19 protein-coding genes and 1 tRNA gene are annotated in these 25,383 nt (G+C 45.6%); 4 read left to right on the top strand and 16 right to left on the bottom strand.

What is annotated here, in order from left to right; genetic code table 11:
* Positions 1-386: 386 nt before the first annotated feature.
* The 9 genes from Tfer_RS00380 to Tfer_RS00340 form a co-directional block, all read right to left on the bottom strand.
* Complete coding sequence (locus tag Tfer_RS00380; RefSeq protein WP_052216396.1) at positions 387-2,231, bottom strand: cytochrome c3 family protein; 1,845 nt, start codon at positions 2,229-2,231, stop codon at positions 387-389.
* Positions 2,232-2,512: 281 nt separating this feature from the next.
* Positions 2,513-3,574 carry a cell-wall cytochrome A gene (cwcA, locus tag Tfer_RS00375; protein WP_052216395.1) on the bottom strand — a complete coding sequence of 354 codons (1,062 nt, stop codon included), beginning with the start codon at positions 3,572-3,574 and terminating at the stop codon, positions 2,513-2,515.
* A 21-nt stretch (positions 3,575-3,595) separates the two neighbouring features.
* On the bottom strand, positions 3,596-4,561 hold the full coding sequence (locus Tfer_RS00370; RefSeq protein WP_052216394.1) for an NHL repeat-containing protein: 966 nt from the start codon (positions 4,559-4,561) through the stop codon (positions 3,596-3,598).
* A gap of 1 nt (position 4,562) precedes the next feature.
* The gene (locus Tfer_RS00365; RefSeq protein WP_052216393.1) at positions 4,563-5,207 is read right to left on the bottom strand and encodes a tetratricopeptide repeat protein; all 645 of its coding nucleotides are present in this window, start codon (positions 5,205-5,207) and stop codon (positions 4,563-4,565) included.
* A 39-nt stretch (positions 5,208-5,246) separates the two neighbouring features.
* The gene (locus Tfer_RS00360) at positions 5,247-6,773 is read right to left on the bottom strand and encodes a cytochrome c3 family protein (RefSeq protein WP_052216392.1); all 1,527 of its coding nucleotides are present in this window, start codon (positions 6,771-6,773) and stop codon (positions 5,247-5,249) included.
* Between the two features lie 405 nt (positions 6,774-7,178).
* The gene (locus Tfer_RS00355) at positions 7,179-8,402 is read right to left on the bottom strand and encodes a NapC/NirT family cytochrome c (RefSeq protein ID WP_052216391.1); all 1,224 of its coding nucleotides are present in this window, start codon (positions 8,400-8,402) and stop codon (positions 7,179-7,181) included.
* A gap of 83 nt (positions 8,403-8,485) precedes the next feature.
* Positions 8,486-9,532, bottom strand: coding sequence for an inner-membrane decaheme cytochrome A (imdcA, locus tag Tfer_RS00350; RefSeq protein WP_052216390.1), 1,047 nt, complete (start codon positions 9,530-9,532; stop codon positions 8,486-8,488).
* Between the two features lie 203 nt (positions 9,533-9,735).
* On the bottom strand, positions 9,736-10,707 hold the full coding sequence (locus tag Tfer_RS00345; RefSeq protein WP_052216389.1) for a polyprenyl synthetase family protein: 972 nt from the start codon (positions 10,705-10,707) through the stop codon (positions 9,736-9,738).
* Positions 10,708-10,857: 150 nt separating this feature from the next.
* Complete coding sequence (locus Tfer_RS00340) at positions 10,858-11,058, bottom strand: TatA/E family twin arginine-targeting protein translocase (RefSeq protein WP_013119998.1); 201 nt, start codon at positions 11,056-11,058, stop codon at positions 10,858-10,860.
* Between the two features lie 215 nt (positions 11,059-11,273).
* On the opposite strand from Tfer_RS00340, the gene Tfer_RS16245 reads away from it, so the two are divergent.
* Both Tfer_RS16245 and glgP read left to right on the top strand, forming a co-directional pair.
* Positions 11,274-11,370, top strand: a tRNA-Sec gene (locus tag Tfer_RS16245).
* 250 nt (positions 11,371-11,620) lie between these two features.
* Complete coding sequence (glgP, locus tag Tfer_RS00335) at positions 11,621-13,246, top strand: alpha-glucan family phosphorylase (RefSeq protein ID WP_052216388.1); 1,626 nt, start codon at positions 11,621-11,623, stop codon at positions 13,244-13,246.
* Here glgP and murI read toward each other — a convergent pair.
* From murI to Tfer_RS00300, 7 genes are all read right to left on the bottom strand, one after another.
* Positions 13,243-14,055, bottom strand: coding sequence for a glutamate racemase (gene murI, locus Tfer_RS00330; protein WP_052216387.1), 813 nt, complete (start codon positions 14,053-14,055; stop codon positions 13,243-13,245). The genes glgP and murI overlap by 4 nt on opposite strands.
* A gap of 167 nt (positions 14,056-14,222) precedes the next feature.
* Positions 14,223-17,363 carry an efflux RND transporter permease subunit gene (locus Tfer_RS00325; RefSeq protein ID WP_052216386.1) on the bottom strand — a complete coding sequence of 1,047 codons (3,141 nt, stop codon included), beginning with the start codon at positions 17,361-17,363 and terminating at the stop codon, positions 14,223-14,225.
* 125 nt (positions 17,364-17,488) lie between these two features.
* Complete coding sequence (adhE, locus tag Tfer_RS00320) at positions 17,489-20,197, bottom strand: bifunctional acetaldehyde-CoA/alcohol dehydrogenase (protein ID WP_052216385.1); 2,709 nt, start codon at positions 20,195-20,197, stop codon at positions 17,489-17,491.
* Positions 20,198-20,323: 126 nt separating this feature from the next.
* Positions 20,324-21,127, bottom strand: a complete 804-nt coding sequence (locus tag Tfer_RS00315; RefSeq protein ID WP_013119993.1) for an ABC transporter permease — start codon at positions 21,125-21,127, stop codon at positions 20,324-20,326.
* Positions 21,128-21,129: 2 nt separating this feature from the next.
* The gene (locus Tfer_RS00310) at positions 21,130-21,936 is read right to left on the bottom strand and encodes an ABC transporter permease (RefSeq protein ID WP_200900989.1); all 807 of its coding nucleotides are present in this window, start codon (positions 21,934-21,936) and stop codon (positions 21,130-21,132) included.
* Positions 21,890-22,750, bottom strand: coding sequence for an ABC transporter ATP-binding protein (locus Tfer_RS00305; protein WP_052216384.1), 861 nt, complete (start codon positions 22,748-22,750; stop codon positions 21,890-21,892). The genes Tfer_RS00310 and Tfer_RS00305 overlap by 47 nt, the downstream gene beginning before the upstream one ends.
* 12 nt (positions 22,751-22,762) lie before the next feature.
* Entirely contained in the window at positions 22,763-23,671 is a 909-nt protein-coding gene (locus Tfer_RS00300; protein ID WP_152908929.1) for a hypothetical protein, read from the bottom strand.
* Between the two features lie 488 nt (positions 23,672-24,159).
* On the opposite strand from Tfer_RS00300, the gene cotE (Tfer_RS00295) reads away from it, so the two are divergent.
* Positions 24,160-24,705, top strand: coding sequence for an outer spore coat protein CotE (gene cotE / locus Tfer_RS00295; RefSeq protein ID WP_013119989.1), 546 nt, complete (start codon positions 24,160-24,162; stop codon positions 24,703-24,705).
* A gap of 25 nt (positions 24,706-24,730) precedes the next feature.
* Positions 24,731-25,339, top strand: coding sequence for an outer spore coat protein CotE (gene cotE, locus Tfer_RS00290; protein WP_052216382.1), 609 nt, complete (start codon positions 24,731-24,733; stop codon positions 25,337-25,339).
* The last annotated feature ends 44 nt before the right edge of the window (positions 25,340-25,383 follow it).

Genomic DNA, 25,383 nt, shown 5'->3' with positions numbered 1-25,383 from the left:
GATTTCACCTCCTTCATAAAAGCCCTACATTAGAAAATTACATATTTAGCCACTTTTATATCATAATATTTATCGCTTGATTTCTCAACTTATCTTAACTGGATTTATGTTACAATACCTTTTAAATTCTGGAAATTACTCGATATCGCTAATTTTTTCGACTTATTTCCCTCAAAACGCCCGTTTTTCCTAATTACTTAAATATTATTTTCGTATAAAATATGCCTGTTATCACGCCCCTTATATCTTAAGTAGGTTTCATAGTTTAGTAGCTCTGGCTCCAATAATACTTGTATATAAATACATTTAAGTAAACACAAAAAAAGATATGCCCAAGTAATCAGCATATCTTTTTCAATAAAATCAAAAAACAATATTATTTATTATTATTTGTAAAATATGTCAATTTTTATCCCTGCCGGAACTGTTGTTTGCCCTTCCGGAACCTCGGAATCGTAAATCATAACAGACGCATATCGTTTGCCACTGTTGAATTTGAGTATTATAGTTCTATTTATAGTTTCTTCAGATAAAGACATCCACCCCAGAGTAGTCATATTTGTCAAGTAAAAGTCCTTTATCTGTTCTGAATTAACATCTGAGCGCCTGTTTGATACAATCCGTTTGGAATTAGCCTGATAAGTCACATCAAACCATGGTTCGCCCAGCCAAATTTCTGCATTTTGAGGAGTAGACCACTCAAATCCTGGATACAATGGTATGTTTGCCGGAACCTGCTGAACTATATTTAAATTATGAGCGTGGTAATGGCAGGCGGCACAATCAGTATCTCCTATAGCTATTACAAATTTTACGTCCGGATTCGCATGACACGTGTTACATGTTAAAGGATTATCTTGATTATTTGCCTGCGTAACGGGATTATTCAAATGTTCTTCCGTTAAACTGCTTTTATGACAAGTCTTGGTACAATTCGCATCAATTTTTCCTGCATGTCCTGCATCAAGCACATCCCCGGTGTGGCAATCCACACACTCATAGCCTTCAGCCCCATTTTTCAACTCATCAATAATTTGCGCTACTTTCTCTGACGGCTTAGTACCCGGAGTGTGACACGTATTACAGCCATAGTGCACCTCATTTACGTCAGACAACTGTCCATCAAGTCCTGCTTTATGTACCGGAGCTAAATTAAATTGTTGGTTATGACACACAAAACAATCATATTTCCGTTGATCTATGGGCGTTCTGGCCAAATTGCTTATAGTAGAAAACAATTTAACGTTAGCATGGCAGGTATTACAGTCTTTATGCGGCCCTCCAACAACACTTAAGTTATTACTGTTAACAGCTATATGATAAGTCAAATGCTCGGAAGGTCTTGCCGGTAGTACAGCAATATTAAAATGGCATTTCACACAGCCGCGGTTTTCAGCCTTCAATTTCGGATCTTTAATTTGTGCATTTGCTGTTTTGATATCACTAACTTCAGCCGCAACAGTTGATTGAGCGGAGGCGCCGTGACAGTAGCCACATTCATTGTCCTCCGGTTGACCCAGCCTCCCGGCCGCTTTTTTATGTTCGGCCGATAATGTAGCAGCATGACAACCTTCACACGAAACCTGATAATTAGTGACCCCGATATTCAAGGTGGAAGAGAAAGAATCATGCAAAGGCCCCAAATTCGTTTCATTATGCCCACTCTTATCTGTGCTGTGGCAATTTACACACAGTTGTGTCCCGTTGGAATTAGTGCGTACAATACCAGGTGAGTAAAACCTGTGGCAATTTGAAGCTGCACAGGATAGCTGTTGCGAAGCATAGGCTTTTCCGTCAGCAACAACATAGGCAGGGAAACTGGTTATTTCTGAGCTTCCATGTTGTTTATGTTTGACATTTTGATGACAAGATTCACATTTGACTGCCCTGTGACACTTACCGCAACTGTTGGTACCGGCCGGAGTATTCGAACCGTTGTGATAATTGTGTATGGCCGGCGGCCCTGTTAACACACTGTCTGCACTCTTAAAATATCCTATGCCTGTAACATACTGTGCCGTCCAATTGGGATAAGGGTGCTTGGCATTCATAGCGTAATGGTTATGGCACACCGCACATGTCAATTCAGGATTCGGTGCATCCAGCTCAAAACTCGTTACCAGGTCTCCGTGACATTTGCTACAGTCACCGGAAACAGCACCGGCAAAACCGCCAAAAGAAAACAAATATATGCCCAGTGCCATACTGACCAGAAATAGGTACTTTCTCAATTTGTAACCTCCCTTCCAATAATATAATCTATTCCAGCCAGATCTGATAATTCCTATGCTGCATTCTATATTTTAATGCACTATTGTAAAAGTTTTAATATTGAACTTTGTGGAAACTTCTGATCCTCTGCAGCAAGCAATGAGGCCCCGGAAACAAAACTGCTTTTTTATATAATGACTTTCATTATCAAACTAACAAAAATTTTTGATATATTTGTCGAAAACCCCCAAAAACAGAGAAAGTGCCCAGATGGGAAACTGGGCACTCGTATCAGACAATGTTAATTAGCCTGCAACGTCGGCGTATTGTACTGGGCAGCACCATGGCAGTCATAGCAGACGTCCCTGTTCTTTTCTCTCAGCAGGACGCTGGACCTCTGCGTATTGGATGCTGCAGTGCCGTCACCGTGCAAGTACGAAGCGGCACGCGGGAATACAAGACCGGCGTTCACAGAAGAAGCCGTACCGTGCGCCCTGTGACAGGTGAGGCAGGTCAGTGTCTTGGCACCGGCGTTATCAGCCAAAGCCAGTTTGTCAATAGTAGCATGCTGAATGTTGGTAACCTGACTTGCATTAATGACGAAATTCATCCGGTGCATGTATTTACCGGTAATAGTCTCCTGCGTCTGACCGGCATTGTGGGCTGTCTGATTAAAGAGGTCATGGCAGCCTGCACACCATACACCGGCATTGACACCGTAGTCAGTTACAACCTTGGACTTGAAGCCCCCAGTAGTAGAAGCAGCAACGGCAGTGAACTCCCAGTCCTGATGGTCTGCCGGATTAAGGTTAGCAGCCGGCAAGGTTTTCTTTAACAGACGCGGCATCACACCCGCTGCCGGATAAGTACCGCCGGCGTGAGGGTCATGGCAGGAACCGCAGCGGAAATCACCGGTTAAAGTATTGCTACCACCTGGAATCTGCACTCCGTTAAGCCAGTCATTGCTATCATAATTTTCCACACCGTGAACGGATGTGCTATAAACATAATTGGCAGTGTTGCTGTCATCAGTGCCATATACTTTGTTGTCAAAGTCAAAGGTCTTCAAGAAACCGCCGGCCAGGGAAGCATGAAGTCCGGTACTTGTTTCTATCTGGCCGTTTTCCGCATCATACGGACTTTTCAGTATACCGTTATGACAATAGTAGCAGAAGTCGGTCTGCTTGGGACCTGCAATCAACAACGCCTTGGCAGCACCGGCGTGGGTAACGTGACACTTGGCGCACCCGGTGGTATCAGCAGCAAAGTCGCCATGGTAGTAAGGTTCTTCGGCAAAAGCATTTGCAGACACCATGAGGGTAATCAGACCGGCCACTAAGGAAATTAAAACTAACTTTTTCATCTTTGTCACCTCCTTTCCAGGCTATTTTCTTTTATAAACCAGTATACGCTTAAATCCGTGTTCGAGAACATACATACGACCAACTTCATCAAAGGTCACATCGGTTGGAAGAGTAATATCCATTACCTCTTCTTCGTTGAGGGGCTGACTCTTGGTAAGCTGCATAAGTATTTCTCCCTTATCGTTAATGGCAGTAACTCGGTGAGCCATGCCCTCGACAGTGTACAACACGCCGGATTTATCAAATGCAAGCCCGCGTGGGACAGAAAGGCCGCCCTTTTTCGGATCGCCTGTACGTTTGGGCAGAGTCATGATAAATTTACCGTCCAAGTCATAAATATTAATCCTGTTATTAAGCGAATCTGCTACATACAGTTTTCCGTCCCTGACCGTAAGGTCATAGGGATAATAAAGTTTTCCTTCCTCCTTGCCGATCCCCCCAAAACTCTTAATAAGTTTTCTGGTATTCAGGTCATATATCTCAATCCGCATCGCCCTTATATTGATTAGATACAATTTATTTCCATTTACGGCAATATCGGCAACCAGAACTTTATTGTCAAGTGAAATTCTGTCCAGCATATTACCGTCGGCATTCATAACCAGAACCTTATGGTTCATGGCTTCGGCCACCCACAAACGTTCGCCGTCCCAGTACATACCTGCCGGATACTTCATTTCCTTGGAAACAATGTCTTTCAGGTGCTTTCCGGTTCGGTCATAGACGGCAATCCTGGCATTTTTACTGTCGGACACGTACACTGCGTCATTAAAAGCCAGTATCTCATACGGATTATTGAATTCCTTTTCTCCACCATAAATCGGAAACATAAATTCATATTCCGGCAAATTGGCTGGAACTACTGTCTGCGCTACTTCAACAGGACTTACTCTCTTGAAGTAAAAATATCCGAATACAAGCACAACGATTAAAGCAGCTCCCAATATAATGTTCAGCAGGGTTGATCTCGATATTTTTTTGGCCATATTATTTACCTTCCTGTTCCAGTTGTTTCATAAGTTTTTGTGCCTCTTCATAATTGGGAACAAATTTCAGAGCCCTTTGCAAATACTCTTTAGCCTTCTGACCATCCTTCATCGCAATATAAATTTTTGCTTTTTCCAGAAGGATATCAGCAGCAGCAGGTTCAATCCTCAAAGCATTGTCAATCTTCGTCAGAGCCTCCTCATATTTGCCCTGTTCACGTAACAAAACCGCATATTGAACATTGGCCGGTACAAAGTACGGACTTTTTTTGAGCACCTTTTCGAACAGTTCTGCAGCTTTTTTCCTGTCGCCCGTGTCCTTTTTAAAACTTGCGTAATTTACCAGAATTGCGTTATCTCCGGGGTTTTTCCTTGCCAATTCCGCAAACAGTTTTTCCGCAGCACCGTTCTTTCCCTGTGTATACAACGCAATAGCATAGGCTAAAGCAGCCTGTTTGTCTTTGGGATTATTTTTATAAGCTGTCTCAATGCTGTCAAAGCGCTTCTCCGCCACAGTTCTGGCATCAACTGGCTTCCAAAAAAACTTATTACCTACATATAAACCAATTACTGCCAGCGCTGTGATAACCGCAATCAAAATAATTACCGCTGTACGAAGGGAAACTTCCGAATTTGTCTGCTCCATGTCTTATCCCCCTAGCTTTCATGTTTCAAAGCAAGTTTACTAAGGTCCTCCGGCCTTCTTGTTTATAGCCTTCGTCTTATTCGCACTCCTCGGCGGTACCTTTGTTTCCACCTCTTTTGGCTTGGGCTCATTTTTCGCCGGAACCAGACGGTGTACTGTATAGTACTTTGCATTGTCCTTCCGTTTCTCACCATGGCACTTCAGACAGAACCCGTCATCCGGCAGTAAAGTAAATTTCTTATAAGGCGTCCCATGCGGTCCGTGACAACTAGTGCAGTGCATGGTCCCGCCGTGCCATGGGTCTTTATACTGTTCCCCGAAGGGATGGTTAATCCTGGCCTTGGCAATCTTGGTATGACAGTTGTTGCACATGGGCTCTTGCTTGTCGCGCAGCAGCGGCTTCCACTGGGACCCGTGCGGCACATGGCAATTGGTACATGCCCCTACCCCACCCGGGCCCTTGGCCTTCTTAGCGTGGGCCAGTTGTTCATAAGTGGACTCCAGCCCAAGGTGGCATAAGTAGCATAATTGATTACCCTTTTCTCTTTCCAGTTTCGGTCCTTTCCCTACATGCGGGTCATGGCAACCGTCGCACTCCAGAAGTCCGTTACCCACAGGATGCCTGGACGCTTTCTGGAACTCCGGACGCAGGTCACCGTGACACAGGTAACACAAGTTGGTCCTCTGTTCGGGCAGCAGAGCCGGGTACCTGGATGCATGCGGCACATGGCACTCGGTACATTTTCTCTTCACCGGGGTATGTACATAACCCGTTTTCAGTTTTTCATTCATGCCCACATGGCAACTCAGGCACAAACTGTTACCCGGCAACAGAAGCAACGCATCGGCATTGGTGGCATGGGCGCCGTGGCAGTTGGTACATTCACCCGTACTGAAGGGCAGATGCTGTACGGGCTGCAGGGTCTCACTCTGCCGGTCATAGTGGCAGGTGAAGCACAGCGCCTTACCCGGCAGCCTGGTCATGCCTCTGTATTTTGAAGCATGTGGGTCATGGCAATCGGCACAGGCGCCAATTTCATAAGGTTTATGTTTAACAGAAAAATTCCAGAAAATTTCCATTCGGTGACAGCTTGTACAAAGTTCCTTTTGTGGCATACGTAGCAAGTATTCGTAATCTGATGCATGTGGGTCATGACAATCGGTGCAGTGGCCTTTCTGGTAGGGCATATGTTGGTATGGATAAAGCGCGTTTGGTTTCCGGTTAAAGTGGCAAGTGGTACAAAGCTTATCAATTTCCACCACGTACTCGTATTTTCCGCTGCCCACGGTGTGGGAAGCGTGGCAGTCCTTGCAGAACCACTTGGCAAAGGGGGCGTGTTGATACTTTTTACTGAAGTCCCTGCTTTTATCGGAATGGCAGTAACCACATTCTTTTTTATCGTTCTCCCTGTCCGGCAGCTTGGGACCGGTGGGGTTATCGCTAATATAAAGTTGTATAGTATTAAGTATTTGGCGTAGCTCCTGCCGGACCGCCGGTAAGGATACAAGAATCCCAACCACTACTACCGTAAGGAGACCGAACATCAATATCCTGTTACGCCCCATTATTATCGGCTCCTTTCGCCACCTTTCCACAACAACTGGTGCGGCTAATCTAGATTTCTATCTATATTTATATATCGTATGGTTGGTGAAAAAAGATTAGGGGGGCAGTGGATTTTATGTTCAATTCTTCTAATTAATTGATTCGCCAAAAATTTATAAACCCCTTCTAAATTTTGGTTTTGGTACGCACACAGGGCTTTTTCAAAGTCCGCCAACTGAGGTATTTGGTGGTCCCAGAGGATGAAAATACCAGTCTAAAAAGGCCTGAAAAAGCAGGAGAATGATAATTCTCCTGCTCTTCAATTTTCTTCTGCGGTTAATTATATTATAATCCTAAAACACCATAAAAATCCACTGCTTTTTTCCTTATTCCACCAACTTTTTATTTACATAATTCGACAAATTTTAATTCGTTCCCGTATGGCACCGTGAACAGTTGGTTGTATCGTGGCAGGAGAAACATCTGCCCCTGGCAATCCCTTCAGTCTTAATAAACTGTGGGTGCTGTTTTCTCCAGCCTGGCGGGTGGGCTTTGGTTTTCTTAAAGTCGTCAGCCGTGTTGCCCGGCTTCGCCGCCTGCTTCTCCGCTTGCGGAACGCCGCTCTTCTGTACAACACCGCTGTTAGATGTTTCAGCTTTGGCCACAGCACCATGGCATTGCTGACAATAGGTCGGAGTCGCCAGGTCCTCTTTCCTGGGCGGAGTATTGTTATGGCATACTAAGCATCCGTCAACATTGTTTTTGGCAGACCGCTTATGAATGACACGCCAGTCTTCAGTATGGCCATCGGGTCGTTTCATATGGCAGTTGTAACAGAAGGAATTCCCCCTGGCATATTCGGCAACTTTGCTGACTCCGGGGATTTCATTTCCGGCCACTGCATAAGAGTGACACTTGTTACAATAACTTATATCCTTCTTAGCCAGTTTCCCGTGGGTGACGCCAAAACCCTTGACTTTATGGTCAGGCGGCATGGTAATCGATGTATGGCAAGCCTCGCAGGCATTTGTTACCTTACGTTTACTGTGGCAGTCCATACAGACATTCATTTTCGGCTCGGTAAAATCCTTGGCCATTTGCTGTTTCCCGACAGCAGTGGTCCAGGCCGCATAATTCCCGTCCCTGGTTAAACCCCGTCTGACAATATTACCGTGGGCCACTCCCGAATGGCATTCCACGCACATTACACCTTTAGCCGCGTGGCGCTCATGGGGAATTATTAAATCACCCGACGGAGTATATTCACGAAAGGTTGAATGGCACTGCGTACAGACCTCATCGGGAAGCTTATGGCTCATTTTTATCGGACGATCATAAGTGTTCGTAAAATACAGGGCCAACTCCTTGAGCGCCGCAATCTTATGTATAATCAGGTTGCCCAGACCCGGCTTAATGTGACAGTCGGTGCAGGCAACCTGAACGTGGGAGGAAGCCTCCCACGTTACATATTCAGGCCTCATTACATGGCATTTGCCACAAAATGATGGTTCCATGGTAACCCGAATGGCGCCGGCCACAGCTATTAACATAAAGGTACAGACAGCAGATACAAGAATAAATAGTTTCAGCCTGTCTTCCGTCTTTGAAAGATCCAGTTTTTTAAACAAGCTCCATTGAGGTAACTTCATCAAGGTTCCTCCCTAGTGGACATTCAGCCAAGTCCCCTGGTGGATATCGTGCAGTAAATAAAGCGCGTCAGGTGAAATGAATTCTACTTGAACCAGTGACACTTGTTGCAATAGAGACCGGCGGGTGCAGAAACCTTTCCTTCGGGAGCCTTCAGGCTGTGGCATGCTTCACAGTTCTTCATGCCCTTGGTGGCCACAACTTTTTTGTGGTTCGGCATCCAGACATCTCTCTGTGCATGGCTTGGCGGCAGTTTGGCATGACAACTGGAGCAGAACTGATTACCCCAAGCAAAGTCCTTAACCTTGTTGCCGGTAGCAATCTTCTCGGTCTTCACACCGATGCTGTGGCACATTACGCAGCCCTTGAACTCTTTGTCGCCGGACTCGGCGCTCACACCATGTAAGCCCTGGGAGGTCCAGCCTTTGTCTTTATGGTTTTCCGGAGTAAAGATTGATTTATGACAAGCTTCGCAGCGGAAGGTAACGCTTTTAACCCCTTGCACGCCGAACTTGGCCGGGTTCATGTGACATTCCACACAGACATCCATATCCGGCTGAGTAAATTGCTTAGCCATATTTTTCTTTCCGTCTTCCAAGGTCCATGCTCCAATGTCGCCAACACTGACACCCCTCTTGTAAATATTACCATGGGCAACACCGGAGTGGCACTTCACGCATCCTACTCCTTTTTCTCCGTGCAACTCGTGCGGCACAATGAGATCACCAGAGAGTGTGAAGTTCCGGTTCTTCACATTATGACACTTCTCACAGAGATGGCTTGGCAGTTCGTTTTTCATGTGCAGAGGTTTCTCTTCCTTATATTCCTTGGTTATGGCATAATTAATTAAGTGTTTGGAAGCCATTACTTTTTCTATTAATATGTTAACTACACCCGGCTCCATGTGACAGTCCACACAGCGAATATTACTGTGTGATGATACTTTCCACGTCACGTATTCGGGCTGCATGGCGTCATGACATAAGACACAGAATTCTGGGGACATGGTTAATGAAATCCCCGCCACAGCAGCAACCAGGATAAACAAAAGAGCGCCGCTTACCAGGATAAACAGTTTCAGTTTATCCTCGGTCTTTGATAAATCAAACTTAAATTTGTCTCGGATACCCATCCCAAACTAGCCTCCTCACCCCAAAATTTCTTGTAATGCAATTCACATATCAAAAGATAAAAATAAGAAGCACAAAAAATAGATAGAATTAAAAATACTAAGTTTTGGCCTCTCCTAATAAACAATGAATTTCTACAAAAATTGCAAAATCCCTTCTTTGGATGTAAGAATTTTTTGATTCATTTCTCAATTGCCAATTTTCTCTAATAAGTCCTGATGTTAATAAAATCTGCAATAAGCGCTAAACTCTTTTTTGCATTACTTTCAGGCAGTATTTCCAGCCGTTGCTTAGCCTTGATCAAATATCTTTGGGACACGCCAAAAGAATATTCGATGGCCCCGCATTTTTTTATTTCATCAATAGCCTCTAGGACTTCACCCTCTTTCTTGTCTGGTTTTCCAACAACTTCAGCCAGCCATTCTTTGCGCGGGCTTTTTTGTAAAGCAAAGATTACCGGTAACGTGACAACCCCTTGCCGCAAGTCGCTGCCAACAGGTTTCCCCAGTTCTTTTTCTTCGGCAATCAAATCTAGGATATCATCAGTAATCTGGAAAGCCATCCCCAGGTAATATCCGTACCAGCGTAGCGCCCGGACAAAGTTTTCCGGGGCCCCGGCAGCAAGCGCACCCAATTCGCAACTGGCTGAAATAAGTAGGGCAGTCTTTCTTTTGATCCTAAACAAATAATCACGCAAAGACTGCTTGGGGTCAAAGGTTGTCCGCAACTGGACTATTTCTCCTTCACTCATTTTTACGCTTACATCTGCCAGTATTTCGGCAATTTTCTTGTTGTTGCACCTGGCAATCTGAATCAGGGATTGGCCAAAAATAAAGTCGCCGGTATAAACAGAAACCTGGTTTCCCCATTTTGCTTTAACAGTTGGAATTCCCCTTCTGGTGACAGAGGCGTCAACTACATCGTCATGGACCAGGGTAGCCATATGAATTAATTCCAAGGCTACTGCTAATGGCAACAGTTTTTCCAGGTCGTATTGAAATGTCTTTCCCGCCAGTAAAGCAAAAGCCGGCCGAAGGCGTTTACCGCCGGCATTCAATAAATGACCTGAAGTCTCTGACAATAATTTTTCTTCCGGCAAATTTGCAATTTTTTTTAATTCTTTCTCTACCAGAACAAGATCATTGCGGATCTCGCCGAATAATTCTTTAGCCTTCATCGATTCACCTGCTTGGAAAAGAAAACTTATCTTTTGTTATGAATACTAGCATATCCATTTGCAATATATTCGATAATATCGAAAAAATTCCTGCCAAATTTGCCAAAATAAGTCGCTATAAAAAAAGAGCAGATTGTACCTGCTCCTAAGTTATTTGGCTTCATTATCAGAAGTATTAACTGCTTCGTGAATTTCCTTTTGCACTTCTTTGGAAGCGCTTTTAAATTCCCTGATACCTTTGCCCAGAGCCTTACCCACTTCGGGTAACTTACCGGGCCCGAAGATTATTAACGCGATAACCAATATTAATATCAGTTCAGGGAACCCTATGCTTGGCAAAAAACCGAACATCACTTTAAACCTCCCTTGTAAGCAAATATATAGTGACAAAACTGGGGAATATTTCGATTCTATTATCTCATACTCTGACGTAAAAGTAAACCCATGTCTGACCGACGGGAATCAATATTTTTATAGATGTCCTCCATTCCTGGAATGTTTTTTCAGGCGCCGAATATGTTTGACTTAAAATGTCGGTTATATTATAATAATTGTTGTCCTCTTGCGGGAGCGGATTTGGCCTGGTGGCTTGCCCGGACTTCAAATCCGTTGGCGGGCAGTGATCCTGTCCGCGGTGGGTTCGATTCCCACACGCTCCCGCCATATATTTTCAATAGGGATTAGCTTGGATATTTAATTAGTTATTATTTGATCAGCAACGAAGACCAACAGGTCTTCGTTTTTTTATTATATCGAATAAATTCACCTCCCACCAAGCAAAATAATATAAGCATGGTCTTGACGTTATAACTAGGAGGTGACCACTGGTACAGGTACAGGTAGGCATATAAACTGTACCAGGTTTATATTGGCTGAAATCATAAAAAGACAACCCAAGGTAGCATATTTTTGCATGGAATACGGACTTAGCCATGAGTTACCGATATATGCAGGTGGTCTGGGGGTCTTGGCTGGAGACTTCTTGAAAGCGGCTCATGACCTGAACCTGCCTGTTGTCGGTATAGGCATTCTTTGGCGACAGGATTATACGGAACAATTCATAGGAGAAGACGGAAGGCCTTACGACCTCTACCCTGATTACGATTATTCAAACATAAAAGATACAGGAAAAACCGTCACAGTACGGATCAGGGGTGAAGACGTAATCTGCAAAATCCGCTTGGTCGACCAATACGCAAACGCCCCTCTTTACCTTCTTGATACCAATTATCCCGGCAGCCCCCACGGTTGGATTACCAACAGGTTGTACGGTGGCACGGCCCAAGACAGAATTGCGCAGGAAATGGTGCTTGGTATAGGCGGTATACGGGCCCTTAAAGCTTTGGGCATAGAGGTTGACGTTTATCATTTCAATGAAGGACACGCCGTTTTTGCAGGTATAGAATTAATCAGGGAAAAAATGCATGGTCAACATATGTCTTTTGAGGATGCCTGGCAGGAAACCCGTAGACAGGTATGTTTTACTACCCATACGCCCGTTGCGGCCGGTAACGAATCCCATGACCATGCTCTATTACAGCATATGGAAGCTTATAACGGCTTAAACCACGAACAAATGAGCAAGCTGGGCGGCGACCCCTTTAATATGACGGCTGCAGCCTTACGCCTATCTACCGTGGCCAATGCCGTCTCTAAACTCCATGGCCAGACTGCCAGGTCAATGTGGAAAGAAGTGCGTGACGCAGCGCCTATTATCTCTATTACTAACGGAGTCCATACACCAACATGGCAGGCCGATGACATAAAGGAGGCCTTTGAAAGAGGCGAGGACCTGTGGGAACCTCATATGCGGCATAAGAAGGAACTTCTGGCTTATATCAAAGAACAAACCGGAAATGAGCTAAACCCCGATGCCCTGTTAGTGGGTTTTGCCCGCCGGGCTGCCGCTTATAAACGAAGTGACCTAATATTCCGCAATGCGGAAGTTATCGAACCTTTATTGAAAGAAGGTAAGATCCAGTTAGTCTTTTCCGGAAAGGCCCACCCACGTGATACGCTCGGCAAAGAAATCATCACGGACCTGGTCAAAATGGACCGCAAATACAGTAACAGTGTGGTTTTCCTGGAAAATTACAATATGAATATTGCCAGGTTGTTAGTACGCGGTAGCGATGTTTGGCTGAACAATCCCAAACGGCCGCTGGAAGCCAGCGGCACTTCGGGCATGAAGGCCGCGATGAACGGAGTTTTGAACGTTAGCGTTGTTGATGGATGGGTAGCCGAAGGTTGTCAACATGGTGTAAGCGGTTGGCTAATATGTACCGTATGTAAAGAACCTCTCACCGATATAAACGAAGACGAACTCGACGTACAAAATTTATACAGAGTCCTGTTTGACGAAGTCATCCCCACCTATTACAACAACCGGGAAAAATGGCTGGAGATGATGAGAGCAAGCATTGACATGTCACACTATCAATTCTCTGCACAGAGAATGATCAGGGAATATTATGAACTTTTGTACAACAGGACTTACCGCGAACAAGAGAAAAAAAACCGGGAGCCAGCCATGGTTTAAAGGTTTAAATTTAAAAGGCATTGGCACAGCGGTATGACGTGGTGGGGGTCCCCTGAGGTATAAAACTCAACTGCCATTTTCCGGACCTGCATACCAATTTCTTTTTCCCCTTTTTTCTCGGGGGCCCGAAGTCCGGCATCTTCAAGCACTTTCAGCAACCGTTTGGCAGTCCCGCAGTTCCCGTCAATAACCGGAATTTGTGACGGAAAAAATTGTTTTATGGTATCCCGGACAAATACGTAATGGGTACAGCCCAGGACCACAACTGCAATCTGGTCCCGCTGAATATTGGCTAACAATTTAGATAAATATTCCTTTATTTCTTTTCCCTGAGTGATTCCCTTCTCCACCAGTTCAACCAAACCCGGGCAAGGTAAAGGGATTACTCTGGAATGCTCGTCATATCTATGCAGCAGCTTATTGAACTTCTCCTGTTTTAGGGTAACAGGCGTGGCCATAACCAAAACCTTGCCCTCCTTACCCAACTCAACAGCAGGCTTAACAGCGGGTTCCATCCCAATAACAGGTATCTCCAGTTCCGCTCTCAATTGGTTTATGGCTACAGCCGTCGCTGTATTACACGCTACCACTAAAGTTTTGATGCCTTTATTGACCAGGAAACGGGCAACATTTCTTGATAACCGGGCTATTGTTTCATTATCTTTGGTACCGTAGGGGGCATTCAAAGAATCAGCATAGTAGATAAATTTCTCGTTGGGCAGTAACTGGACCATATCCTTTAATACGCTGATCCCACCTACCCCTGAATCAAATATCCCTATTGGCCTGTCACTGATACTGCTGCTCATTGTATCCTCCCTCTGCTTCTTCGCCAACAGCTACCGGATGTTTTTTCCGGCAATGCATATTTGACCTTTTAATGTTATTCGATAAAGCCTCGGCTTTCTCCTCTTTTTAAGAAACAACGGTATTTTTATTCTCTCAATAAACAAAGGGCCAGCTTTTGCTGGCCCCTCTAGCCTGCCTGAACCTCTTTCGATTTACGCCGGCTGATGAACCCGGTAAACTTTTGTTTATAATCGTCCATAATGGTATAGACTACCGGTATTACAATCAAGGTAAAAACAGTAGATGTAATCAAACCCCCGATTAAAACCCAGGCCATACTTGACCGCGTTTCGGCGCCTTCCCCCAAAGCCAGAGCCGTCGGCAGCATACCGAAAATCATGGTGAAAGTGGTCATGATTATTGGTCGCAACCTTGTTTTTCCGGCTTCAACCAATGCTTCTCTGAGTGTCAGGCCCCGGTTCATCAGGGTATGGGTGTAATCTATCAGCAGGGTTCCGTTTTTGGCCACCAGACCGTCCATCATGATAAGACCTATCATGGAAAAAAGGTTCAGCGTATTACCGGTGATGGCTAAAGCCAGTAAAGCCCCGACAACGCCAAGAGGTAGCGCCATCATCCGGATAAAAGGTGTCATAAATGATTCGTAAAGCATTACCAGTACCATATATACCAGGATTATTGAGAGGGCCAGAGCCGAGATTAAGTCAGCAAAGGTTTCTTTCATACCTTCGGCCTGGCCGGCAAAAGTAATGTGGTAGCCCGGGGGAAGTTTAATCTTATTTACTTCTTTTTGGGCATCCTGCAAAAATTCGTTTAATGACCTGCCTCGCAGATTTCCCTTCACCACTATGGCTCGCTGCCGGTCAATCCGTTTTATCTCCGTTGGTCCGCTGCCGGGCGCAATGTCAGCCAGTTGCTGTAGCTGTACGACATTGCCGGATACGGTTGAAACAGGAAGGGACTTGATGTGGTTGATATCAGACTTATTCAAATTTTCCACCCGTATATTAATATCGGTTTCATCCCCGCCCTGGCGGAATTTACCGACCGTGTACCCATTCAGGCCGGCCCGCACCGTACGGGCAATTTCATCAACCGACAGTCCGGCATCACTGGCTTTGCGGCGATCAATCTTGATTTGAATTTCCGGCTGACCAATCCGCCAGTCAGTATCCACATCCCTTGCCCCAGGAATTCTGGCAACGGTTGCCTTAACCTGGTCGGCCAACGCAACCAGCTTTTGCGTATCATTTCCGGTGACCTGGATTTCAATATCCCCGCCCGGCGGACCCATGTTATCCGCTTCAGTCACGCTTATCTTCCCGCCGGTAAAGTTTTGTCCCCACTTGCGAATCTGGTCCCCGATTTCCCAAATCGTTCTCTCCCGTTGTTTTTTCTCATAAAGCTGTATCCCTATCCTACCCAGGTGCGAACCGGCCGAAGTTCCCTGCATGCCGCCGGAAGAACCCAGGGTAGTATGGTAATATTTTATTTCTGGAATGGTTGCCAGGTAACGTTCAATTTCCTTCAAAACCTTATCTGTTTCACCGATAGGCGTACCTACCGGCATCTCCAGGTTGACGGTCATATCTCCTTGGTCTATTTTGGGCATCTGTTCAGCCCCGACAATGTTAAGGGCAGGCAACGTCAAACTGGCCAGGAACAAAAGGATGACCGAGATTAGTACTGTTTTTCTATGGTCAAGGGACCAATGCAAAAATTTAAGGTATGTTTCTTTAACTTTTTGGCCCACTGGACCGGTACGTTTCCATAACCAGGAAAACAGTGATTTCCTGCCGGAACCAGTCAAACCCGCCTCATCGCCGGCACCCTTTTCCTGTTTGAACAGTTTTGCCGCCAACATGGGAGTTAAAGTGAAAGATACAAAAAGTGAAAACAGTGTAGCAAAAACCACAGTTAAACCAAATTGCCGGAAAAATTGCCCTACCATCCCTCTCATAAAGGCTATTGGCGTGAAAACAACCACATCGGACAGAGTAATGGCCACTGCCGCCATACCTATTTCCATCCGCCCGTCCAGAGCCGCAGTTGCCGGGTCTTTGCCCATTTTCAGGTGCCGGTGAATGTTTTCAATGACCACAATGGAATCGTCCACCAGAATACCAATACAAAGGGCCAGCCCCATCAGTGACAGCATGTTGAAGGTGAACCCGGCAAAAAACATCATCATTAGCGCAGCCAAGAGGGACGTGGGGATGGCCAGGGCCACAATTACCGTCGAACGCCACTCCCGTAAAAATATGTACAAAGCCAGTGCAGTAGTACAGATGCCTTCTATGATAGAGTTACGGGTATCGTCCAGAGATGTGCGAATAAACTGTGATGTATCCCGGGAAACTATAATCTTCACGTCTTCAGGCAATTCCCTTTGAATTTTGTCAATTTCCTCTTTAACCCGTTCGCCTACTTCAACGATAGAAGCATCACTCTGCTTAAATACCATTAATGAAACCGCACTGATCCCATTCACCCGGCTGTATTCCCTTACTTCCTGGTAGCCGTCGGTTACAGTGGCCACGGCGCTTAAAGGAACGGAAGCGCCGTTTCCGGTAGGAATATCCAGGTTCCGGATATCGTCTAAACTCTTAAACTCGCCCAAAACTCTTACGTTGTACTCAGCCTCAGGACGATCAAGGCGCCCGCTTGGTTGGTTCAGGTTTTCCGCCCGCAGTCGGTTAATGATCTGGTTCAGGGACAGTCCATATCCGGCCAGTTTAGCTTTATCAACAGAAACCACAATTTCTCTTTTTTGCCCGCCGACGACGGAAACATCAGCCACTCCGGCAATCTTCTGCAAGCGGTCTTTAATCATATCCTCGGCCATCTTCTTTGTCTCATACAAAGGTCGCTTACTCTGCAGAGCCATTATCAGTACCGGCTGATCATTAATATCCTGTTTGTAGACAACGGGGTCCGAAGCATCTTCAGGCAACCTGCCTTTAATCATATCGACTTTTTTCTGTACATCCATGGCCGCCTTGTCAGCATCAGCCGACATCTCGAATTCCAATACCGTAAAGGTGAATCCTTCGGAAGCCTGTGACCTTATCCTCTTCAACTGACTTAACGAGGCAAGTTCATCCTCCAGGGGTTTGGTTATCTGCGTCTCAATCTCCTCGGCGCCGGCCCCGGGATAGTTGGTTACAACGGCCACATAGGGCAAATTTACCGAAGGAAATAATTCCGCTCCCATCCGGTGATATGTATACAGTCCTAATACAACAAAGACCATAATGACCATTGTCATCATGGCAGGCCTTTTAATAGATAACTGAGTCAGATTCATTACTTATCCCTACTTTACAATACAATTAAATTCACTAAATTGGCAGCAGAAAAAATCAAAGCCGACCGACTAGTCGGTCCAGCTTTGATTTTATCACAAGGTAAAATTTGCTGTCAATCAAGATTTCAATTTAATCTACTATGGAATTCTTCTCCCATAGGCTTGGAGTTATCCGCAGCCCTTACCTGTTTATAATGGTTGTCCGTCTGAGGCGCAAAGGGCTGGGATTGGCTCAGCGGAGGTCCAAAGGCCTTAATATAAATTTCTTTTAATTCTTCTATCAGGGGCATCCTGGGATTGGTAACAGTCGTCTGGTCCTCAAAAGCTTTTTCCGCCAGCATCGGCAGTTTGCGGATAAATTCGTCGGGATCGACGCCGCATTCACCTATAGTTGACGGCATATTGAGTTCCTTCATCAATCGCCGGATAGCCTGAATCAGACTGGCTACGCCCTCTTCCACACTGCTTGCCGGCAGTCCCAGATACCTGGCAATCCTCTGATATTTTTCGGGCGCAACATAGTACTCATACTTGGGCCAGGAAACAAATTTGGTGGGTCGCTGAGCATTGTATTCGATAACATAAGGCAGCAGGATAGCATTGGCCCGACCATGGGGAATATGAAACTCTCCGCCCAGTTTATGGGCCAGACTGTGGTTTATCCCTAAAAAAGCATTGGTAAAAGCCATGCCGGCAATAGTAGAAGCATTATGCATTTTTTCCCGCGCCACCCGGTCGGAGCCGTTCTTATAAGCTCTTGGCAGGTACTGGAAGACCAGTTCGATAGCCTTTAAAGCCAAACCGTCGGTATAATCGGAAGCCATGACCGAAACGTAAGCTTCGATAGCATGGGTCAGAACATCCATACCCGTATCTGCCGTAACAGCAGGCGGTACCGTCATGACAAAGTCAAAGTCCACGATAGCCACATCAGGAGTTAATTCGTAATCAGCCAGAGGATACTTAACAGCCCGTCCTTTATCGGTAATAACCGCAAAAGCCGTTACTTCCGAACCCGTACCGCTGGTAGTGGGAATGGCCACCATTTTTGCTCTGCGGCCCAGTTTCGGGTACTTATAAGTACGTTTGCGAATATCAAGAAACTTGAGTTTGAGAAACTCAAATTCGACATCAGGGTATTCGTAAAACAACCACATACCTTTGGCCGCATCCAGGGCCGAACCGCCGCCCAGGGCAATTATCGTATCAGGCTGAAAGCGCCGCATTACTTCACAGCCCTTCATCACCGTTTCCACAGAAGGATCGGGTTCAACGTCGGAAAAAATTTCAATGGCCACATGGTTTTCCCTTTTATTTAAATGATATATCACTTTTTCTACATAACCATGTTCCACCATAGCCGGATCGCAGACTATAATCGCCCTGTTTACATTGGGCATTTTCGCCAGGTATTGTACTGACCCGGACTCAAAGTATATCCGCTCCGGAACCCTGAACCACTGCATTTTTACTCTCCTCCTGGCCACCCTTTTGATATTCACCAGGTTTACGGCGCTGACATTTGAAGTAGTGGAATTGTGGCCCATGGAACCACAGCCCAAGGTCAGAGACGGCATATTGGTATTGTATAACTCCCCAATGGCGCCATGGGTAGCGGGAGCATTAACTATCACCCGGCCTACACGGACCCTTTTGGCAAATTCGTTAATGACAGCCTGGTTTTCCGAATGTATAACCGCCGAATGCCCCAAACCGCCAAATTCCACCATTTCTTCGGCCCGGGTAATCCCTTCCCGGAAATCACTGACCGTATAATAGGCCAAAATAGGGCTCAGCTTTTCCCGTGACAGGGGATATTCCGGTCCGATACCTTCCAGAACAGCTATCAGTATCTTGGTATCCCCGGGTACCGAAATACCTGCCATTTGGGCTATCTTAAAGGCTGACTGCCCAACTATATCAGGGTTTAACGAGCAACTGTGCTGGCAGGTGGCAAAATCCTCCAGCCTTTTGACTTCCTCCGGCGCCAGGAAGTAACAACCGTTGTCTGCCAACAGCCGCATAACCTGGTTACTGACAGCGCTGTCTACAAACAGGCCTTGCTCCGATGCGCAAATCATGCCGTTGTCAAAGGTCTTACTCATAATGATATCCGTGACTGCTCTCTTTAAATTTGCGCTTTGCTCTATATAACACGGCACATTACCCGGCCCCACGCCCAGGGCAGGTTTGCCGGCGCTGTACGCCGCTTTGACCATGGAGGCTCCTCCTGTGGCCAGGATCAGAGAAACTCCGGGATGGTGCATCAACATATTGGCCGCTTCTATGGAAGGGTGTTCTATCCAGCTTATACAGTTAGCCGGCGCTCCGGCCTGTACAGCAGCATCCCGCATAATTTTGGCTGCCGTAGCACAGGTTTTCTGGGATCCCGGGTGAAAGCTGAAAATAATGGGATTGCGTGTTTTCATGGCAATCAGTGACTTAAACATCGTAGTGGAAGACGGGTTCGTTACCGGTGTTATGCCCGCTATCACACCTACAGGTTCTGCCACTTCCATGTAATCTTCCTCTTCGTTTACATGTATTATGCCGACAGTTTTATGGTATTTAATGCTATGGTACACAGACTCCGTGGCAAATATATTTTTGGTAATCTTGTCCTCATAAACGCCACGGCCCGTTTCTTCAACAGCCAACCTGGCCAGTTCCATATGGTGGTCCAATCCCGCCAGAGCCATTGCTTTAACAATTTTATCAACCTGCTCCTGGTTAAACCTGTAGAATTCCATTTGCGCCTCCTGGGCATTTCTGACCAGGGCATCAATCTCCTGAGAAACCATGCGCCTGTCAATAGAAACATCTTTCTGTTCCATATCTTTTCCCCCGTTAAACATACTCGAGTTTACCTGCGCAACTTCTTTATATATAATAAAAGTTCCCCCAAAAGGAGGAACTTTATGCCCACATTGCAATTTAGCGCTGGAGGCAATTTCTCTTTTTCAGCTACCTGTACTCAAATAACGTTTTATACCTCGCGACCATATAAAATATGCCGTGGTGAAAAATATTAGGCCAACCAAAGGCGTTAGCAAGGCATAGGCATAATATTCCCTGCGGCGCATCAAAATGGTGGAAGGGTAGAATCCTACAAAAGCAAAGGGCAGTACCCAGGTAAGTATAAACCGCAGTATTCCTTTATAGACATTAACAGGATACCGCCCATAGTTCGACAGGTTGTAAACCATCGGCATCAGTCCCATCCGCCCTTCAAACCAAAAACCCAGGCTGGCCAGGGTGACATAAATGCCAGCGTAAATTAAGGTGGCCCCCAAAACCATAACCAAAAACAGCGGGATATCCCACCAATACCACTGTAATTTCAGGGAAGCCGCCGCGTAACCCATGATGACCAGACCCGGTATAATACCGGCAATTAATTCCAAATTCATGGTCTCCATGATTACTTGAAATAATGAATTTAAAGGCCTGACCAGAATCCTGTCCAACTGTCCTTCCATTACATACTTCTCAGGGACATCAAACAGATGGTTAAAAAACCCGCTGTAAAAGCCAAAGGGTACCATAAAAAACCCGTAGATAAAGAGCATTTCTTCCCTGGACCATCCCCTGATCTGGTCCACGTGCCGGAAAACTACCAGGATAAAAACCAGGTTCATGGACTGCAGCAAGAAATCTGATAAAATATAAAAGAGAAAATCAGTTCTGTAAGCCATTTTTGTTTTTAAATATTGGGCGGAATAACCCAAAAATATCTGACAGTACCACAGGAATCTCCTAAACACTTCTACCCTCCGTGCACCACTACATGACCAATGGCAATTCTCCATACTATACGGTTTAATATATAGAGGGCCACAACCCAAAAAGCCTGCAGAACCAATATTTTTAAAGCCGCCAAGCCCTGCAGCCTTTCTAAAAATATCAGATTGGGCAGGTAGCTGATAGTCTGAAAGGGTAAGTAAGCCAAAGCCTTCTGGGCCCAGTCCGGATAAAAGCTGATAGGCAAAATCAGGCCTGATAAAAGATCTGTTACCACTCTTTTGGCCCGCAACACGCCACTGGTCGAGTGGGTAAAAAAAGCGGAATATCCAAATAGGAGCGCTATTTGCGCGTTTATAAGATAACTCCCGAACATAGCGGCAGCAAAAATGCCCCAGGTTGTCGAGGACTGCGGCAATGAAAAAGGCCGCAGCAGGTAAATAAAAAGACCGCTGGGCAGGGAAAAAAAGAAGAGCCGGAAAAGAGCTTCTCCCAAACTACGGGCCAGTTTCACCGTATCATAACGGTAAGGCCTGATCAGTTCTATTGCCACGCTTCCGTCGAGGATTTCTTTCGTAATCTTCTGGTCCAGGTTGTTAAAGTAAAAAGACCGGACTACCCAGGCGATAATTACATAGGTTAACATTTGTTCCTTCTGTAGCCCGGCCAGGCTCTTCCGGTTGATGTAGATGGCTTCCCATAAAAAGTAATAAGCCCCTATCTGGATAGCGTAATTGAAAATCCCGGTCAGGTAAGTGGACCGGTAAGCCAGCATACGGATAAACTCAAGCCTGATTAATTCCAGGTAGAGCAGGAATTTGTTGGTGTTCACCAGGGTCCCCCCCTTCCGGCCGGTAACCCTGGTAGATTAATTTTACTATGTCCTCCAGTTCCTTCTGCCCCCACCTTTTCAAAAGCGACTCCAGGGTTCCGTCATAAATCATCCGGCCGTGGTCAATGATGGCGACCCGCGGGCACAGAGCTTCGATATCCCCCAGATCATGGGTGGTCAAAAGGATGGTGGTATTCTCTTCCTTATTTATTCTCTTTAGAAAATCCCTTATCTTTTCTTTGGCTAGCACGTCCAGCCCAATTGTCGGTTCATCCAAAAACAGGAGCGGCGGATTGTGCAGTAGTGCAGCCGCCAGTTCGCATCTCATCCGCTGCCCCAGGCTTAACTTACGGACCGGCAGGTTTAAAAGGGGCCCTAGGTCGAGAATTTCGGTAAAATCTGCCAGACGCCTGCGAAATGCCTTTTCAGGTACTTCGTAAATCCTCCGCAGCAATTTAAAAGATTCTATGACAGCAATATCCCACCATAACTGACTGCGCTGGCCAAAGACCACCCCTATACCCCGGGTGCATTTTTCGCGTTCTTTAAATGGCGAATAGCCGTTAACCATAACTTTGCCGGAGGTAGGCGTTAGAATACCCGTCAGCATTTTAATAGTCGTAGACTTACCGGCGCCATTGGCGCCAATATATCCTACCATCTCCCCCTCTTCCACGGTAAAATCTAACTCATGCACTGCCTTAACGGTGTGATAGCGCCTGGAAAAGAGATCATAAACAGCCCCCAGCAGCCCTTCTCTTCTGTTAAACACTTTAAATTCCTTGGTCAGTTTTTCTGTCTCAATTATCGGCATATAGTAGTATTATTACCCCTGGCTCTTAATTCCTCCCGGCCATTGAACTTTTTCCTGACTTTTTAATAGTTTTAACAAACTGCTGCCGTCTATTTTCCACGGGGCCGCACCCTTACTTCTGCAAAGTAGCAGGTAACCTTCTCTTTCCAATTTCCCCGGCTCCTTTTCCAACCCCACTTCCAGTTTAACCAGGAAAACACTTTGTCCAGGAGATTCCTGCGTAGCTTTGCACCCACTCACCGTAAGCCATTCTATCCTGTGCAGAATCTCATTCAGGTCCCTTTTTTCTTTTTTGTCCTTTATGGCCATTAGCTGTTCCGCCAGATTGACTTCGCCCTGGTCCACCGCAGTAAAGAAAACCTCCATAATGCGCCTGGGGACAGCCCTTCTGGTCATTTCACCAAACTTACCGGCAGCTTTCCAGACCATGACCTGGTGTTCCAGGTTGACCCGTCCTGAATGGGTTTTCGAATTATAAAAATGGATACAGAAATGGCCGGGAAAATTATTCCCGGAAATGGCCCCCGCCCCATGGGGCATCCCGTTCATGGATGCGGCCAGTTTACGGCCTTTGATCTTTACCAGGATTGCGCGCCTCTTCCAGCTCCATTTTCCTCCGTATATCTGTTTCATAATAGCAGTATCTTCGGCCGTAAGCGGCTGAACGTCGGCATGAGCCCGTCCTGCCCTTCTCTGCACCCAAAAAGCCAAGCGTGAATCAAAGTCCTGTACCTGTGCCCTGGCCAACCGGGGGAATATTTTGTCCGCTTCCGACCAGGCAATCATTTCTCCGTATAAGCTGCGGTCCCTTAATTTCTGCTCCAGTGCTGTTAAAAGTTCTTGTAACTTTTTGCCGGGCTGCACTATTTGGCCTGTTGAGTCATAAATTAAATTGTCCTTATCAATCAGATATCTATCCATTCCCTTTTTCTTCCGAACGGACAAAGTTAATCGCGGCGTTTGGCAAACGCCTCGGCCGATAAATTGAGCACGGGTTAATTCCCGAATAAGCATCTTTTGTTCACTTTGGCTCAAAACAATTTGTCCCGGTACCTGATTGCCGGAAAGTTCAATTTTTATTATCGGGTTGTACAGGTATAAAAATATGATAAGACAAAAGAGCAGTCCCAGACAACAGCCAAAAACAGCCCAATTCCTTTTGTTTATTATTAGCATAGCCTTTCTCCCGGCATCATTTTTTAAAAAAATATTGGGAAAAGGACAAAATTATGTGTAGTTTTTGTGTCACCAACTTTTAACCACAAACATATGATATTGTAGCATAAAAAGCTACTGGGGAAAGCGGGGTGTCGTTGAAAAAGAGCCAATACTTTGTAATGAAGTTTTGGCCAATAAATATTGTCTCGTAGCAAAATGGCCAAAATCTAAATTTAGGAGGGGATTGTTAAATGGCCGAAATTAACGGCAAGCTCGAAAAAGGTGAAAACATGGAACAAAATTACTACCGGGAGATTATAACCAAGGCTGTATGTGGTTCAGGAAAGCAAAATTTCAGGTATGTTGAATACCTTCCCGTCCCCGCCGGCAGAGTTCCTTCCAGTGTTCTGGGATCTTCAATAACCAGGTACAGGCTGACTGAACCCTTAAAGACAGAAATTTCTCCCTCAGGTAAGAAAACCGTCCGGGTAAGCGGCACCTTTGACATTAACGTTTGGTATTCCTACAACAACGACCAGGCTACCGATGTAGCCAAAGAAACTGTTAAATTTACCGAAATAATCCCTATAGACGATATCAGCGAAGGGATAATCGGGCCCATGGACGCCAGGGCAATTCTTACTAAAGCCCCGCAGTGTATAAGGACCCTGGTTTCCGGTCAGAACCAGATAAAAGTGGAAATTGAAATGGGACTTTACGCAGAAATAATCGGTGAAACCAAAGTTTATGTTCAGGTATACCCCATCCCCGGAAATAGCGCTGCCAGGATTTATTAAGGCTAATCCGGAAGGAGGAATGCAAATGACCAACGAACCCCTGATGCGGGAAATCATAACCAAAGCTGTCTGCGGTAAAGGGCAGATTCAGCAACAAAATGTGGTTAACATAAGAGTTCCAGAACCAGGTGAGGTTCAAATTCTCGGCCATTACGTAACCAATGCCAGGCTGAAAAGCGCTGTCCCGCTGGAATCTGTCAGCGCCAGGAAAATGGTTAAAGTAGAAGGACAATACGACCTTCACGTATGGTATGCAGCAGGCCAGGACACCAATTCTGTCAAGAAGACTATTGATTATATAGAAACTATTCCGATTACCACTTTTGCTGAGGAAGACTTTAACGATGCCCAGGCCAGGGGAGAGATAACTTCCCGGCCAAAGTGCAAAAAAGCCTACCTGACGGAAGACGGCCAATCAAAAATTATTCGACTGGAAATTGAACAGGGTTTAGCAGTAGAGGTAATCGGTACTACCAAGTTATTTGTCAAAACCATCGATTTTCTGCCCCAGGATCCTTATCTGGCTGGCGGTATAGAACTGGTTGCACCGCAAATAAATACATTTATTCAGGAATTATATCCTGATGATATCTGTGACCTCGAAGACATAAATGAAGATGATTACATAAAATAAACCAGGAAAGCGTCTGCTCTAAAACCGGACGCTTTTTTGTTTCA

This window comes from Thermincola ferriacetica (genome assembly GCF_001263415.1).
Lineage (GTDB): Bacteria > Bacillota > Thermincolia > Thermincolales > Thermincolaceae > Thermincola > Thermincola ferriacetica.
Note: the sequence above shows the minus strand (reverse complement) of the source record. Positions and strands in the feature narration are given on the sequence as shown.

Bases quoted from the DNA above. Each gene is read 5' to 3' on its own strand.
- Tfer_RS00345 (WP_052216389.1), bottom strand. From the start codon at position 10,707: ATGAAGGCTAAAGAATTATTCGGCGAGATCCGCAATGATCTTGTTCTG.
- cotE (WP_013119989.1), top strand. From the start codon at position 24,160: ATGGCCGAAATTAACGGCAAGCTCGAAAAAGGTGAAAACATGGAACAA.
- Tfer_RS00360 (WP_052216392.1), bottom strand. From the start codon at position 6,773: ATGGGGCGTAACAGGATATTGATGTTCGGTCTCCTTACGGTAGTAGTG.
- Tfer_RS00305 (WP_052216384.1), bottom strand. From the start codon at position 22,750: ATGCCGATAATTGAGACAGAAAAACTGACCAAGGAATTTAAAGTGTTT.
- cwcA (WP_052216395.1), bottom strand. From the start codon at position 3,574: ATGAAAAAGTTAGTTTTAATTTCCTTAGTGGCCGGTCTGATTACCCTC.
- Tfer_RS00355 (WP_052216391.1), bottom strand. From the start codon at position 8,402: ATGAAGTTACCTCAATGGAGCTTGTTTAAAAAACTGGATCTTTCAAAG.
- Tfer_RS00365 (WP_052216393.1), bottom strand. From the start codon at position 5,207: ATGGAGCAGACAAATTCGGAAGTTTCCCTTCGTACAGCGGTAATTATT.
- adhE (WP_052216385.1), bottom strand. From the start codon at position 20,197: ATGGAACAGAAAGATGTTTCTATTGACAGGCGCATGGTTTCTCAGGAG.
- Tfer_RS00300 (WP_152908929.1), bottom strand. From the start codon at position 23,671: ATGGATAGATATCTGATTGATAAGGACAATTTAATTTATGACTCAACA.
- murI (WP_052216387.1), bottom strand. From the start codon at position 14,055: ATGAGCAGCAGTATCAGTGACAGGCCAATAGGGATATTTGATTCAGGG.
- cotE (WP_052216382.1), top strand. From the start codon at position 24,731: ATGACCAACGAACCCCTGATGCGGGAAATCATAACCAAAGCTGTCTGC.
- imdcA (WP_052216390.1), bottom strand. From the start codon at position 9,532: ATGGGTATCCGAGACAAATTTAAGTTTGATTTATCAAAGACCGAGGAT.
- Tfer_RS00370 (WP_052216394.1), bottom strand. From the start codon at position 4,561: ATGGCCAAAAAAATATCGAGATCAACCCTGCTGAACATTATATTGGGA.
- glgP (WP_052216388.1), top strand. From the start codon at position 11,621: ATGGAATACGGACTTAGCCATGAGTTACCGATATATGCAGGTGGTCTG.
- Tfer_RS00340 (WP_013119998.1), bottom strand. From the start codon at position 11,058: ATGTTCGGTTTTTTGCCAAGCATAGGGTTCCCTGAACTGATATTAATA.
- Tfer_RS00325 (WP_052216386.1), bottom strand. From the start codon at position 17,363: ATGAATCTGACTCAGTTATCTATTAAAAGGCCTGCCATGATGACAATG.